This window comes from Pseudomonas sp. SED1, from assembly GCF_034044025.1.
In the GTDB taxonomy this organism is placed as follows: domain Bacteria; phylum Pseudomonadota; class Gammaproteobacteria; order Pseudomonadales; family Pseudomonadaceae; genus Aquipseudomonas.
Genome location: NZ_JAXCIS010000154.1, coordinates 1 through 13,999, shown reverse-complemented (window position 1 = coordinate 13,999; position 13,999 = coordinate 1). Strand labels below are relative to the sequence as shown.

Annotated in this window: 12 protein-coding genes; 9 read left to right on the top strand and 3 right to left on the bottom strand. The window is 61.3% G+C overall.

Going from position 1 to position 13,999, the window contains the following annotated elements; translation table 11 throughout:
- Nucleotides 1-10: 10 nt before the first annotated feature.
- Together SNL23_RS19945 and SNL23_RS19940 are read right to left on the bottom strand one after the other, a co-directional pair.
- On the bottom strand, nucleotides 11-1,663 hold the full coding sequence (locus SNL23_RS19945; protein WP_318303218.1) for an acyl-CoA dehydrogenase family protein: 1,653 nt from the start codon (nucleotides 1,661-1,663) through the stop codon (nucleotides 11-13).
- A gap of 88 nt (nucleotides 1,664-1,751) precedes the next feature.
- Nucleotides 1,752-4,130, bottom strand: coding sequence for a hybrid sensor histidine kinase/response regulator (locus tag SNL23_RS19940; RefSeq protein ID WP_318303216.1), 2,379 nt, complete (start codon nucleotides 4,128-4,130; stop codon nucleotides 1,752-1,754).
- 286 nt (nucleotides 4,131-4,416) lie between these two features.
- On the opposite strand from SNL23_RS19940, the gene SNL23_RS19935 reads away from it, so the two are divergent.
- The 4 genes from SNL23_RS19935 (at nucleotide 4,417) to SNL23_RS19920 (ending at nucleotide 7,937) form a co-directional block, all read left to right on the top strand.
- Nucleotides 4,417-5,214 (top strand): hydroxymethylpyrimidine/phosphomethylpyrimidine kinase, encoded by a 798-nt coding sequence (locus SNL23_RS19935; protein WP_003215474.1) that lies wholly within the window; start codon nucleotides 4,417-4,419, stop codon nucleotides 5,212-5,214.
- An 18-nt stretch (nucleotides 5,215-5,232) separates the two neighbouring features.
- Nucleotides 5,233-5,856, top strand: coding sequence for a thiamine phosphate synthase (gene thiE / locus SNL23_RS19930; RefSeq protein WP_076014073.1), 624 nt, complete (start codon nucleotides 5,233-5,235; stop codon nucleotides 5,854-5,856).
- Between the two features lie 17 nt (nucleotides 5,857-5,873).
- Entirely contained in the window at nucleotides 5,874-7,157 is a 1,284-nt protein-coding gene (gene hemL / locus SNL23_RS19925) for a glutamate-1-semialdehyde 2,1-aminomutase (RefSeq protein WP_076014074.1), read from the top strand.
- Nucleotides 7,158-7,382: 225 nt separating this feature from the next.
- A complete protein-coding gene (locus SNL23_RS19920; protein WP_076014075.1) occupies nucleotides 7,383-7,937 on the top strand; it encodes a tetratricopeptide repeat protein in 555 nt (184 codons plus the stop codon).
- Between the two features lie 129 nt (nucleotides 7,938-8,066).
- Here SNL23_RS19920 and SNL23_RS19915 read toward each other — a convergent pair whose 3' ends face one another.
- Nucleotides 8,067-8,393, bottom strand: coding sequence for a DUF1820 family protein (locus SNL23_RS19915; RefSeq protein ID WP_003215457.1), 327 nt, complete (start codon nucleotides 8,391-8,393; stop codon nucleotides 8,067-8,069).
- Nucleotides 8,394-8,525: 132 nt separating this feature from the next.
- Here SNL23_RS19915 and miaB point away from each other — a divergent pair, with 132 nt between their 5' ends.
- The 5 genes from miaB (at nucleotide 8,526) to lnt (ending at nucleotide 13,935) form a co-directional block, all read left to right on the top strand.
- The gene (gene miaB / locus SNL23_RS19910; protein WP_076014076.1) at nucleotides 8,526-9,854 is read left to right on the top strand and encodes a tRNA (N6-isopentenyl adenosine(37)-C2)-methylthiotransferase MiaB; all 1,329 of its coding nucleotides are present in this window, start codon (nucleotides 8,526-8,528) and stop codon (nucleotides 9,852-9,854) included.
- A 214-nt stretch (nucleotides 9,855-10,068) separates the two neighbouring features.
- Complete coding sequence (locus SNL23_RS19900; protein ID WP_076014077.1) at nucleotides 10,069-11,070, top strand: PhoH family protein; 1,002 nt, start codon at nucleotides 10,069-10,071, stop codon at nucleotides 11,068-11,070.
- Nucleotides 11,063-11,536 carry an rRNA maturation RNase YbeY gene (ybeY, locus tag SNL23_RS19895; protein WP_076014078.1) on the top strand — a complete coding sequence of 158 codons (474 nt, stop codon included), beginning with the start codon at nucleotides 11,063-11,065 and terminating at the stop codon, nucleotides 11,534-11,536. Before SNL23_RS19900 ends, ybeY begins: the two co-directional genes overlap by 8 nt.
- 27 nt (nucleotides 11,537-11,563) lie before the next feature.
- Nucleotides 11,564-12,403: an HlyC/CorC family transporter gene (locus tag SNL23_RS19890; protein WP_003215451.1), complete on the top strand. Its 840-nt coding sequence runs from the start codon at nucleotides 11,564-11,566 to the stop codon at nucleotides 12,401-12,403.
- An 8-nt stretch (nucleotides 12,404-12,411) separates the two neighbouring features.
- The gene (gene lnt / locus SNL23_RS19885; RefSeq protein WP_076014079.1) at nucleotides 12,412-13,935 is read left to right on the top strand and encodes an apolipoprotein N-acyltransferase; all 1,524 of its coding nucleotides are present in this window, start codon (nucleotides 12,412-12,414) and stop codon (nucleotides 13,933-13,935) included.
- Nucleotides 13,936-13,999: the final 64 nt, after the last annotated feature.

Below are 13,999 nucleotides of genomic sequence, written 5' to 3'. Positions count from 1 at the left end.
CCGCATTCATTCAGAGGATTTGAGGCGTCGACCGCGCAACAATCGCTCCCACATCCACACCGCGCGGCAAGGTGCCATAGACCCGGCCTGACGACTCACCCAGGCGGCTGGCGACAAAACCATCACTCACACTGGCATTACCCGCCTCCAGCAACAGCTTGGCCTGTAACGCCACCGCGATGTCTTCCGTGAGTTGCCGGGCCCGGTACTGAATGTCCTGGGTGTCCATGAACGCTGACTTCAACTGCTCGATGTGCCGCGCCAGGTGCTTGTGACCGTGGCCATCCCCCAACTCGACAAACAACGCCTCCAGCACGCCCGGTTCTTTCGACAAGGCCCGCAGCACATCAAGGCACTGCACATTGCCGGAACCCTCCCACGTGGAATTGACCGGCGCCTCACGGTACAAACGCGGCAGGATGCTGTCCTCCACATACCCGGCCCCGCCCATGCATTCGGCGGCTTCGTTGATCATCGCCGGGGCGCGTTTGCAGATCCAATACTTGCCCACCGCCGTCACCAGCCGGGCGAATTTGGCTTCCTGTTCGTTATCCAGATGGTCCAGCGCGCGGCCCATGCGCATGCTCAAGGCTAGGGACGCTTCGCTTTCCAGGGCCAGGTCGGCCAGTACGTTTTGCATCAGCGGTTGCTCGCAGAGCACCCGGCCGCCCACCAGTCGATGGGCGCAATGATGGCTGGCCTGGGTCAGTGCCTGGCGCATCAAGGCACTGGAGCCGACCATGCAATCGAAACGGGTCATGGCCACCATTTCGATAATGGTCGGTACACCGCGCCCTTCCTCGCCGATCATCCAGGCCAGCGCCCCGCGAAACTCCACTTCGCTGGAAGCGTTGGAGCAGTTGCCGAGTTTGTTTTTCAGGCGCTGGATGTAGAACTCGTTGCGGGTGTCATCCGGGCGGTGCCGGGGCAGCAGGAAACAGGTCAGGCCCTTGTCGGTCTGGGCCAGGGTCAGGAAGCCATCGCACATCGGTGCCGAGCAGAACCACTTGTGCCCCACCAGCTCATACGCCTGGCCCGGGCCACCGGCGCCCACGGGGTAAGCGCGGGTGGTGTTGGCGCGCACGTCGGTGCCGCCCTGTTTCTCGGTCATTGCCATGCCGATAGTGGCGCCGGCCTTGTGGGCGATGCCGACGTTGCGCGGGTCGTATTCGGTGGCGAGAATTTTCGGCAGCCAGGTTTCAGCCAGGTCCGGCTGCAAGCGCAGGGCCGGCACGCAGGCGAAGGTCATGGTCAGCGGGCAGCCGGTGCCGGCCTCGGCCTGGCTGTGCAGGTAGGTCATCGCCGCGCGGGCCACATGGGCACCGGATTGCGGATGGGCCCACGGCAACGAAGGCAGGCCATGCTCGACGGCGGTGCGCATCAGTTCGTGGTAGGCCGGATGAAATTCAACCAGGTCGATACGATGACCAAAACGGTCGTGGCTGTTGAACACCGGCTTGTTCTGGTTGGCCAGGAAACCGGCCTCCATCAGCGGCCCGCCTGCCAAGGCACCGTAGGTATCGATACGCTGCTCGGCCCAGCCGGCACCAAAGCGCCGGGACCATTCTTGCAGGGGCAAATCGATACGGTACAGGTTGGTGCCGTCCAGGGACGGTGGCTGGTTGGTGACGTCGTGGGTTTCGGCGAACGAGTGCAGGTTCATGACGGGCCTCCTGAAAAAAGGCCACGTTCATTGAGGCCTGCATGTCAGTTAAGCACCGTCAACCGGGTTAAAAAAGTGGCATAAGCGCCTAAGTGGCGGCGCTTTCACCCTCAACCATATGCAACAACCGCAGCTGCAGCACCAACTGCAAGGCCTCAAAACGTACTGGCTTGGTCACTCGGTCGGTGACACCCACGCCATGGCAGCTCTCACGCTCCGGGGCTTGCAAGGAGGTGCTCAAGGCGATCACCGGCAACTCGGCACAGCCGGGCAATGCACGGATCTGGCAGCACAGCGAGAACCCGCCTTCCGGCACATCCAGTAGCACCGCATCAAAGGTGTCACTCTGCAACAGCGCCAGGGCGGCCGGCCCGTTATCGACGGTTTTCACGCGGTAACCGAGCTTGAGCAACATGCCGCGCACCACCAATTGCGCGACGCTGTTGTCGTCCACCAGCAACACCGTGCACTCCTGAGGCGTACGTTGTGCCTGCGGCACTCGGCGCACAGGCGCAGGTTCGGGCTGGACCGGACTGACGGCAAGCTCCAGCTGGAAGCGACTGCCGCGCCGCGGCTCGGAATTATGGGTGAGGCGGCCTCCGAGCAACTCGATCAATTGCCGGCAGATTGCCAGGCCAATGCCCATGCCGCCGTATCGGCGAGTGGTCGAACCATCGAGCTGGAAGAAGCGCTGATACAGGGTCGCCTCATCGAGGTAGGCGAACCCGATGCCGGTGTCGGTGACAATAAAGGTCAGGCGCAGCGTCCCGTCAGCCTGGGGCACGCCGACCACCCGCACCCGTACCGAGCCTTCGTGGGTAAATTTGAACGCGTTGTCCAACAGGCAATCCAGGCATTGCGCCAACTTGCCGGGATCGCCATTGACGCGGTCCGGTAACTCATCTGCCAGATCAATCGAAAACTCCAGGCCCTTGCTCTGGGCGCTAGCTGCGAACTGTTGGCGCAAGGTGTCGAGCAACCCGCGCAGGCTGAACACCTGGGGTTGCGGGCTGAGGCGCCCGGCCTGCAATTCGGTAAGGGTGAGGATGCCGTTGACCATGCGCATCATCTCGCGGGCCGAGCCGGCGGCGGTTTGGTGATACTGCGCCAGGTCGCCTTCCAGTGGCTCGGTCTGCATCAATTCCAGGGAGCCGATCACGCCGTTCATCGGCGTGCGCAACTCGTGGGTCAACGTGGCGAGGAATTCGTCCTTGAGCCGATTGCTGTGGGCCAGCTGCGTGTTGAGCACTTCGAGTTTCTGGCTGGCATCCAGCAGGATCTGCGCCTGTTGCTCGCGCATCGAATTGATCCGGTCGGCCAGGGCCAGGGACAACAGGGCCACTTCAAGTGCCGAGCCGATCTGGCTGGCGTACATCGTGAGGAACACATTGGGCAGGTAGCCCAGGACCATCATCGTATTCACCACACCGCCCAGCAGGAACGCTGTCCAGGCGATGATGAAGTAGCGCGCCATCCGCTGGCCGCAATACCAGGCCTTGATGGCGGCGACGAAGATGGTCACCGTGAACACCAGCGCCAAACCGGTGGCCAGGCGCAGCGCCAGCGCATAACTGGTGAACAAGGCCAGCACCATCACCGCCGCGCCGCTGACCGCCAGCGCCAGCAACAGCCGGTTGATCCAGCGGCTGTACAGCGCGGTGTGCAGGAAGCTGCGGGCAAACAGGCTGCCGAACAGCGCCGCCGACCCGATCAAAAAGGGAACCGCCGCGTTCGCCCACCACGGGTTATTCGGCCAGAAGTACTGCACGGCCACGCCGTTGACCGACAGCTGATACAGGCCGAACGAGGCAATATAGAGGATGTAATAGAGGTAGCTGGTGTCGCGCACGCTCAGGTAAATGAACAGGTTGTAGATCAGCATGCCCAGCAACACGCCGTAGATCACACCCAGCACATAGAGGCGCAATGGCTGTTCTTCGAGGTACGCGGTGGTCGACCAGAGGGTCAGCGGCGCCTGGATCGAGCCTTGGCTTTGCAGGCGCAGGTACAGGGTTTCCCGCTGGTCAGGCGCCAAGTCGAGCTTGAACAGGTAGTTGCTCTGGCGAATTTCGCGGCTGGAAAACGGCAGAATGCTGCCGGTGCGCGAAACCAGTCGATAATTGCCGACGCTGTCGGGCTGGTACAGCTCCAGTTGGTTCAGCGGCGGATAGGCCAATTCCAGCAGCCAGTTGCGCGAGGCCTCCGGGTTTTTCGGACGGTAATGAAGGTCGACCTTGAGCCAGAACACCGAGCGCGAATAGCCGGCATTCAAGGTGGCTTTGTCATGAGTTTTGAAGCGACTGGCGAGGACCGGCGAGCTGATATCGCCAATCGTCAGGGCGCCACTTGGGTCTTCAAGGACTTGCATCACTTGGCCCAGGGGCAACCGGGAGGTGGACTCGTTGAACTCGACTGCGCCAGCCAGCATCGGCAGCCCGCTCATCAGTAACATCAGCAAATAGCGCATAGAGCCCCAGCGTGACCTGTCCGGTTATGTCAAAAGCCTCCATTCCTTTTGAGTAGACGTGAACCGGCGATACAGTTATTGGTTTGGATCCACTCTAGCATAGCCATTACAGGCCAAAAGACACCATTGAAATAATTTTTTGAAAGGCTCTAGAGCGGGCTTTACAGAGCATTTGACCTGTATTTACCAATGATAGCAAACAGCCATTTATCTCCACTCATCCGCTAAAAATTCAACCTTCGCCCGACAGCCACCCAAAAAGCGTTTGGTGGTAAGCTCGCGCACCATGAATATCTACAGCTCTCGCCCCGTTGTCCTCTGTCTCTCCGGCCATGATCCCAGTGGTGGCGCCGGCTTGCAGGCAGATATCGAAGCCCTGCTCGCCCAGGGTTGTCATGCGGCCCCGGCCGTCACCGCGCTGACTGTGCAGAACACCGTCAATGTCAGCGATTTCCGCGTGCTGGATCGCGAGTGGGTGCTGGCCCAGGCCAACGCTGTGCTCGGCGATTCCGAAGTGGCGGCGGTGAAACTGGGCATGCTCGGTTCCCTGGAAATGGTCGACACCGTGGTCGAGCTGCTCAAGGCGCACCCGCATCTGCCGGTGGTCTGCGACCCGGTGCTGCGCGCCGGCGGTGGCGGCAGCCTGGGTAAGGACGAAGTGGGCTACGCCATGCGCGAGCGGCTGTTGCCGCTGTCGCTGATCGCCACGCCGAACCTGCCCGAAGCCCGCATCCTCGCCGAACTGCCCGAAGGCACGGCGGACGAATGCGCCGCGAAACTGCTGCCTTTCATCAAGCACTTGCTGATCACCGGCGGCCACGGCGACGAGCACGAAGTGCACAACCGCCTCTACAGTCGCGACGGCACGCACCAGACCTTTACCTGCCAGCGCCTGCCCGGCAGCTATCACGGTTCCGGCTGCACCCTGGCCAGCGCACTGGCCGGTCGGCTGGCACAAGGCGAAGGTTTGGTCAGCGCGGTGCAATCGGCCCTCAACTACACTTGGCGCACCCTGCGTGACGCTGAACAACTCGGCCAGGGGCAATTCGTGCCTCGTCGTCTGCCGTTGGATTTCTGCTCGTAACACCAAGAGGCCTGCCCGATGAAACTACGTGGCCTTTATGCCATTACCGACAGCCAACTGTTGGCCGGCAAGTTCCTGGCCTACGTCGAAGCGGCGTTGGACGGTGGCGTGACCCTGCTGCAATACCGCGATAAAAGCAGCGACGAAGCGCGCCGCCTGCGGGAAGCCGAAAAACTGCGGGAGCTGTGCTCGCGCTACAAGACGCAACTGATCATCAACGATGACGCCGAACTGGCCGCGCGCCTCGGCGTCGGCGTGCACCTGGGCCAGACCGACGGCCCGCTGACCCCGGCCCGCGCGCTGCTGGGTTCCAAAGCGATCATCGGTTCCACCTGCCACAGCCAGATCGAACTGGCCGAGCAGGCCGCCAAAGAGGGTGCCAGTTACGTCGCCTTCGGCCGCTTCTTCAACTCCAACACCAAGCCGGGCGCCCCGGCCGCCACCGTTGAACTGCTGGCCCAGGCCCGCGCGCGGTTGCACCTGCCGATCTGCGTGATCGGCGGCATTACCCTGGAAAACGCCGAACCATTGGTGGCCCACGGTGCCGACCTGCTGGCGGTGGTCCACGGCCTGTTTGGTGCCGACAGCACCCAGGAAGTCACGCGTCGCGCCCGCGCCTTCAACGATCTTCTAAAATCTTGAATTCAGAGAACACGATCATGTCCCGTTCCGAAACCCTGTTTGCCAATGCCCAGAAACACATCCCCGGCGGTGTGAACTCCCCCGTGCGAGCGTTCAAGAGCGTTGGCGGCACGCCGTTGTTCTTCAAACATGCCGAAGGCGCCTACGTCACCGACGAAGATGACAAGCGCTACGTCGACTACGTGGGTTCGTGGGGCCCGATGATCCTCGGCCACAGCCATCCGGACGTACTGGACGCAGTGCGCCAGCAGCTGCAACACGGCTTGTCCTATGGCGCACCCACCGCCATGGAAACCGAGATGGCCGACCTGGTGTGCTCCATCGTGCCGTCGATGGAGATGGTGCGGATGGTCAGCTCCGGCACCGAAGCCACCATGAGTGCGATTCGCCTGGCCCGTGGTTTCACCGGCCGCGACAGCATTATCAAGTTCGAAGGCTGCTACCACGGCCACTCCGACAGCCTGTTGGTCAAAGCCGGCTCCGGCGCGTTGACCCAGGGCGTACCGAGCTCCGCCGGTGTGCCGGCAGCATTTGCCAAACACACCCTGACCCTGCCGTTCAACGACATCGCTGCGGTCGAGCAGATGCTCAGCGAAGTCGGCCAGGAAGTGGCGTGCATCATCGTCGAGCCAGTGGCCGGCAACATGAACTGCGTACCGCCGGCCCCGGGGTTCCTGGAAGGCCTGCGGGAACAGTGCGACAAACACGGCGTCGTGCTGATTTTTGATGAAGTGATGACCGGTTTCCGCGTGGCCCTCGGCGGCGCCCAGGCTTACTACGGCGTTACGCCGGACCTGAGCACTTTCGGCAAGATCATCGGTGGCGGCATGCCGGTGGGCTGCTTCGGCGGCAAGCGCGAAATCATGCAACACATCGCGCCGCTGGGCCCGGTGTACCAGGCAGGCACCCTGTCGGGTAACCCGCTGGCCATGGCCGCCGGCCTGACCACCTTGCGCCTGATCAGCCGCCCGGGCTTCCACGCCGAACTGACCGACTACACCACTCGTCTGCTGGACGGCCTGCAACAGCGCGCTGATGCGGCCGGCATTCCGTTCGTGACCACCCAGGCGGGCGGCATGTTCGGCCTGTACTTCAGCGGCGCCGACGACATCGTCACCTTCGACGACGTGATGGGCAGCGATGCCGACCTGTTCAAGCGCTTCTTCCACCTGATGCTGGACGGCGGCGTGTACCTCGCCCCGAGCGCCTTTGAAGCCGGCTTCACCTCGATCGCCCATGGTGATGCCGAGCTGAAACTGACCCTTGATGCCGCCGAGCGCGCCTTCGCCGCCTTGAAATAAGCGGCTCAAAAATCCGACGTCGCCCCTGGCGGCGTCAGATTTGCTACTTTGCTTACAGGCATTTCCGTCTTTTTTCGAGAATTCACCTGCAATCCGGCAGATAACTTGCCCACGCAGCAGAAAAACGAGTAAAGACTTTGTAAGCAGGTGCCTGCTTATTTCATAATGCGCGCTTATTGGATCCCCCCGTGGGTCCCGCGCCCCGTCAGAGGTAAGTCGATTCCCATGAAACGCACCGGCCGCACCCTGGTTCTGGGCTGCCTGTTGCTCCTTCAGCCGCTGCTGGCGTTTGCCCAGGCAGGCGGCAACTCGTTGTTAATCCCAGCGATGGGTCGTTGCACCCTCAATACCCAGCCAGAAAGCCAGGCCGAAGCCCTGAGCGCGTGCCAGAAACAGGCCGATGGCGGGGATGCGCAGGCGCAATACGAGTTGGGCGAGTACTTCTACGACAGTAAAAATCCCGCACGCGACCTCAACAAGGCTTTGAGCTACTTCGAGAAAGCCTCGTTGCAGGGCCACGCCCAGGCGCAATTCCAGCTGGGCACCATGTTTTTCCACGGCGAAGGCGTACCGGCCAATAACGTTCAGGCGTATATCGTGCTGAAAATGGCGGCGGTCAACGGCGCCGAAGATGCGCTGGACACGGCCGACGAAGTGGCCGAGCACATGCAGCGGGACGAACTGGAAGTGGCGACCCAGGTGTTGGGTCAGATTTTCCGTAACTACCTGCAGGAACTGCAGAGCGCAGATGGCCGCTCGCCATTTTCGCCACTGCCCTGAGTTCTGTAGCGCCTTTACTGCCGCCTTCGCGAGCAAGCCCGCTCCCACTTTCGACTGTATTCCAAAGGTGGAACTCGGTCGAAAGTGGGAGCGGGCTTGCTCGCGAAGGGGTCGACGCGGTCTTAAGCCTTACTTCTCAGGCATCGGCATCGGAAACGGCATGACATTGCTCATGCCACGGGCTTCGCTGATTTTCGGCGTGCCCAGGCGCTCGACTTCATCGATGCGCACGATCGAATGCATCGGCACAAAACTGCGCACCACGCCCTCGAACTGAGCCTTGAGTTTTTCCTCGCCCGGGTCGACGACCAACTGTGTGCGCTCGCCAAAGACGAACTCTTCCACTTCCAGGAAGCCCCACAGATCACTTTGATAGATCTGCTTGGCGTACATTTCGAACACCTGGCCCTGGTTAAGGAAAATCACCTTGTAGATTGGAGCTTCACGTTTGGTCATGGTGGGCGGGTAACACATCGGGGGATATAAAAGAGGGCGCGAACTATAGCATGGCGTCCGATGCACAGTGCTAGGAACCTATCGGCATGCCCCCTATAATGCGCGGTTCTTTACCACCAGTTGACGATCCCCATGGCCAAGAAGCTTTACATCGAAACCCACGGTTGCCAGATGAACGAGTACGACAGCTCGCGCATGGTCGATCTGCTGGGTGAACATCAGGCCCTGGAAGTCACCGCCCGCGCTGAAGATGCCGACGTGATCCTGCTCAATACCTGCTCGATCCGCGAGCGGGCACAGGACAGGGTGTACTCGCAACTGGGCCGCTGGCGTGAACTGAAACTGGCCAACCCGGACATGGTGATCGCCGTCGGCGGTTGCGTGGCCAGCCAGGAAGGCGCCGCCATTCGCGACCGTGCACCGTACGTCGACGTGGTGTTCGGCCCGCAAACCCTGCACCGCCTGCCGGAAATGATCGACGCCGCACGCATCACCAAGCTGCCGCAAGTCGACGTCTCGTTCCCGGAAATCGAAAAATTCGACCATTTGCCCGAGCCGCGCATCGACGGCCCGAGCGCTTATGTGTCGGTAATGGAAGGCTGCAGCAAGTACTGCACTTTCTGCGTGGTGCCCTACACCCGCGGTGAAGAAGTCAGCCGGCCGTTCGACGACGTGCTGGCAGAAATCATTCACCTGGCCGAAAACGGCGTGCGTGAAGTGACCCTGCTGGGGCAGAACGTCAACGGCTATCGCGGCCAGACCCATGACGGGCGCCTGGCGGACCTCGCGGAGTTGATCCGCGTGGTGGCGGCCGTCGACGGGATCGAGCGGATTCGCTACACCACCTCGCACCCGCTGGAGTTCTCCGACAGCCTGATCCAGGCTCACGCCGAAGTGCCGGAATTGGTCAAACACCTGCACTTGCCGGTGCAATCAGGCTCGGACCGCATCCTCTCGGCGATGAAACGCAACCACACCGCCCTGGAGTACAAATCCAAGCTGCGCAAATTGCGTGCGGCGGTGCCGGGGATCTGCATCAGCTCGGACTTTATCGTCGGCTTCCCGGGCGAAACCGAGAAAGATTTCCAGCAGACCATGAAGCTGATTGAAGACGTCGGGTTCGACTTCTCCTACTCGTTCGTCTACAGCCAGCGCCCGGGCACCCCGGCGGCGGATCTGGCGGACGAAACCCCGGAAGCGTTGAAGAAAGAGCGCTTGAACGCCCTGCAACATCGCCTCAACCAACAAGGCTTCGAGATCAGCCGACAGATGGTGGGCTCGACCCAGCGCATCCTGGTGACCGACTACTCGAAAAAAGACCCTGGCGAATTGCAGGGCCGGACCGAGAACAACCGGATCGTCAACTTCCGCTGCGATAATCCGACATTGATCGGGCAGTTCGCCGACGTGCACATCGACGCGGCACAACCGCACTCGCTGCGCGGCTCGCTGATCCAATAAACCAAGTTTCTGTAGGAGCGAGCTTGCTCGCGAAAAACCTGAGGGCACCGCGTATATTCAAGCTGCAAGCGGTATCGTTGACGTTTTTCGCGAGCAAGCTCGCTCCTACAGAATCGCCGTCAGCCAAGATGCTCCGTTTAAGTGCTTTCGCACCCGGCCTGCTGGCGTTATCCTTGATTTCATCTTAATTGCCCCAGGGCGGCTAAAAACGACCTTGAACGCACCCATAGAACCACATCGTTTTCTCCTCGAGCCCTTTGAGGCTCGCCGTTTCGCCAATCTGTGCGGACAGTTCGACGAGCACCTGCGCCTGATCGAACAACGCCTGAGCATCGAGATCCGCAACCGCGGCAATCAATTCGAGCTTATTGGTGAACCCGAACACACCACCTCGGCAGAAAACCTCCTGCGCCGCCTCTACCGGGAAACCAAAGGTAGCGAGCTGTCGCCGGAAACGGTGCACCTGTACCTGCAGGAATCTGCGGTGCAAGACCTGGCGAATAACCCGGTAGCCGAAGCCAGCGTCGCGTTGCGCACCAAGAAAGGCATGATTCGCCCTCGCGGCTTGAATCAGCAGCGCTACGTCAAAGAGATCCTGGGTAACGACATCAACTTCGGCATCGGCCCGGCCGGTACCGGCAAGACCTACCTGGCCGTGGCCTGTGCGGTCGACGCCCTGGAGCGTGAGCAGGTGCGACGCATCCTGCTGGTGCGCCCGGCGGTGGAAGCCGGCGAGAAACTGGGCTTTTTGCCCGGCGACCTGGCCCAGAAGATCGACCCGTACCTGCGCCCGCTCTACGACGCACTCTACGAGATGCTCGGCTTCGAATACGTGGCCAAGCTGATCGAGCGCCAAGTGATCGAGATCGCCCCGCTGGCCTACATGCGCGGCCGCACGCTGAACAACAGCTTCATCATCCTCGACGAAAGCCAGAACACCACCGTCGAGCAGATGAAGATGTTCCTGACCCGGATCGGCTTCGGCTCAACGGCCGTGATCACCGGCGACGTCACCCAGGTCGACCTGCCGAAAGGCACCAAGTCGGGCCTGGCCCAGGTGATCGACGTGCTCAAGGACGTGCCAGGGATCAGCTTCACGCACTTCATGCCCAAAGACGTGGTCCGTCACCCGCTGGTGCAGCGCATTGTCGAAGCCTACGAGCGCTTCGAACACCGCGACGACCAACCGGCCAAGGACACTCGCCGCGATGCTTGAGCTTGACCTGCAGCTGGCCACCGAAGCGCCCGCCCCCAGCGAAGAACAGTTCCGCCAATGGTGCACACTGGCCCTGCGCCAGCGTACCGCCGACTCGGAACTGACCATTCGCCTGGTGGACGAGCCCGAAGGCCGTGAACTGAATCACACCTGGCGACAAAAAGACTACGCGACCAACGTGCTGTCGTTTCCCGCTGACGTACCCGATGAGTTACTGGACATCCCATTACTGGGCGACCTGGTGATCTGCGTCGAAGTGGTCGAGCGTGAAGCGGCGGAACAAGGAAAGGAACTTGAGGCCCATTGGGCTCATCTAGTCATCCACGGCTGCTTGCATCTCTTGGGTTACGACCATATAGACGATGACGAAGCCGAAGAAATGGAAGCACTGGAACGAACGTTGCTTGCAGAACTGGGTCATCGCGACCCGTATGCAGATGACGAAATTGAAACTACACCTAACTGAAACAACAAAGGATTTAGAGTAATCGCTATGAGCGAAGACCGATCGAGCAACGGGCAAAAGTCATGGCTGGGGAAACTCACCCAGGCCTTTGCCCACGAGCCGAAAAACCGCCAGGAGCTGCTGGAGCTGCTGCGCGAGGCACATCAGAACAAGTTGCTGGACAGCGAAGCGCTGGCCATCGTCGAAGGCGCCATCCAGGTCGCTGACTTGCAGGTGCGGGACATCATGGTCCCGCGCTCGCAGATGGTCAGCATCAAGGCGACCCAGACCCCTCGGGAATTCCTCCCGGCCGTCATCGACTCGGCGCACTCGCGCTACCCGGTGATCGGCGAAAGCCATGACGACGTCATGGGTGTCCTTCTGGCCAAGGACCTGCTGCCGCTGATCCTCAAGGAGAACGGCGACAGCTTCAACATCAAGGACCTGCTGCGTCCTGCCACTTTCGTCCCCGAATCCAAGCGCCTGAATGTGCTGCTGCGCGAATTTCGTGCGAACCACAATCACATGGCCATCGTGATTGACGAATACGGCGGTGTGGCCGGCCTGGTGACGATCGAAGACGTGCTGGAACAGATCGTCGGTGACATCGAAGACGAACACGATGTGGAAGAAGACAGCTACATCAAGCCGCTGCCCAGCGGTGACTTCCTGGTCAAGGCCCTGACGCCGATCGAGAACTTCAACGAGTTCTTCGACAGCGAATTCTCCGACGATGAATTCGACACGGTTGGCGGCCTGGTGATGAGTGCGTTCGGGCATCTGCCCAAGCGTAACGAGACAACGGAAATCGGCGCCTATCGCTTCCGCATCCTGAATGCCGACAGCCGCAGGATCCATCTGATTCGCCTGACACCTATTGCCCGCTAAGGACTGACATGCGCCGTATGATTGCACCCGGCTGGCCCGGTAACTTGCTGGCCGTGGTGGCCGGCGCCATCACTACCCTGGCGCTGGCGCCGTTCGACCTTTGGCCTTTTGCGCTGGTGGCCGTCGGGTTCTTTTATGCGGGATTGCGTGAACTGACACCACGCCAGGCCCTGGGCCGTGGCTGGTGTTTCGGTTTCGGTCTGTTTGGCGCCGGTACCAGCTGGATCTACTACAGCATCCACCATTTTGGCGGCGCTTCAGTGCTGCTGGCTGGCATGCTGATGCTGGCGTTTACGGCGGCAATTGCCTGGTTCTTTGCCCTGCCCGCCTGGCTGTGGGCGCGCTGGCTGCGTCGCAATGAAGCGCCATTGGCCGATGCCCTGGCCTTCGCCGCACTCTGGGTTGGCCAGGAAGCGTTTCGCGGCTGGTTCCTCACCGGCTTCCCATGGCTTTATTCCGGTTACAGCCAGCTCGACGGCCCTCTCACCGGCCTCGCGCCGCTGGGTGGCATGTGGCTGATTTCCTTTGCCCTGGCGCTGACCGCCGCACTGATCTGCAACCTGCCGCGTCTGCTGGCGGCTAAGCGCAACCTGTTCATCGGTGCGGGCTTGCTGCTGTTGGTGGCGCCATGGGCCATCGGCCTGGCACTCAAACATCACGCATGGACAAGCCCTTCTGGCGCACCGCTGACCGTGGCGGCCGTCCAGGGCAACGTCGAACAAAGCATGAAGTGGGACCCCGAGCAGTTGAATGCGCAGCTCGCGCTGTACCGCGACATGAGCTTCAGCTCCAAGCCTGTCGACCTGCTGGTATGGCCGGAAACCGCCGTGCCGGTGCTCAAGGAATCTGTCGAGGGTTACTTGGGCATGATGGGCAAGTTCGCCGCGGACCGGCACACCGCGCTGATCACCGGCGTACCGATCCGCCAGGAAGTGCACCACCAAAAGCGCTTCTTCAATGGCATCACGGTGGTGGGCGAAGGCGACGGTACCTACCTGAAGCAGAAGCTGGTGCCGTTTGGCGAGTACGTGCCGCTGCAGGACATGTTGCGCGGCCTGATCGCGTTCTTTGACCTGCCAATGTCGGACTTCGCCCGCGGGCCATCCGACCAGGCTTTGCTGCAAGCCAAGGGCTATCAGATTGCGCCGTTCATTTGCTATGAAGTGGTGTACCCGGAGTTCGCCGCCAGCTTGTCAGCCCGTAGCGACTTGTTGCTGACCATCAGCAACGACACCTGGTTCGGCCGCTCCATCGGCCCGCTGCAGCATTTGCAGATGGCCCAGATGCGCGCCCTGGAAGCGGGTCGCTGGATGATTCGCGCCACCAACAATGGCGTCACCGGCCTGATCAACCCGTACGGGCAGATCACCGTGCAGATCCCGCAGTTTGAGCGCGGGATTCTCTACGGCGAGGTGGTGCCGATGCACAACCTCACGCCGTATCTGGAATGGCGCTCGTGGCCGTTGATCATCCTGTGCCTCGGCCTGTTTGGCTGGGCGCTGTTGGCGGGCCGGATGTCGAAAACGGTTTAATAGAAATACTCGGACAATGTGGGAGCGGGCTTGCTCGCGAATGCGGTCTGTCGGGTAATGCACC

Bases quoted from the DNA above. Each gene is read 5' to 3' on its own strand.
- SNL23_RS19935 (WP_003215474.1), top strand. From the start codon at position 4,417: ATGAATATCTACAGCTCTCGCCCCGTTGTCCTCTGTCTCTCCGGCCAT.
- miaB (WP_076014076.1), top strand. From the start codon at position 8,526: ATGGCCAAGAAGCTTTACATCGAAACCCACGGTTGCCAGATGAACGAG.
- hemL (WP_076014074.1), top strand. From the start codon at position 5,874: ATGTCCCGTTCCGAAACCCTGTTTGCCAATGCCCAGAAACACATCCCC.
- SNL23_RS19915 (WP_003215457.1), bottom strand. From the start codon at position 8,393: ATGACCAAACGTGAAGCTCCAATCTACAAGGTGATTTTCCTTAACCAG.
- SNL23_RS19920 (WP_076014075.1), top strand. From the start codon at position 7,383: ATGAAACGCACCGGCCGCACCCTGGTTCTGGGCTGCCTGTTGCTCCTT.
- SNL23_RS19940 (WP_318303216.1), bottom strand. From the start codon at position 4,130: ATGCGCTATTTGCTGATGTTACTGATGAGCGGGCTGCCGATGCTGGCT.
- SNL23_RS19890 (WP_003215451.1), top strand. From the start codon at position 11,564: ATGAGCGAAGACCGATCGAGCAACGGGCAAAAGTCATGGCTGGGGAAA.
- ybeY (WP_076014078.1), top strand. From the start codon at position 11,063: ATGCTTGAGCTTGACCTGCAGCTGGCCACCGAAGCGCCCGCCCCCAGC.
- thiE (WP_076014073.1), top strand. From the start codon at position 5,233: ATGAAACTACGTGGCCTTTATGCCATTACCGACAGCCAACTGTTGGCC.
- SNL23_RS19945 (WP_318303218.1), bottom strand. From the start codon at position 1,663: ATGAACCTGCACTCGTTCGCCGAAACCCACGACGTCACCAACCAGCCA.
- lnt (WP_076014079.1), top strand. From the start codon at position 12,412: ATGCGCCGTATGATTGCACCCGGCTGGCCCGGTAACTTGCTGGCCGTG.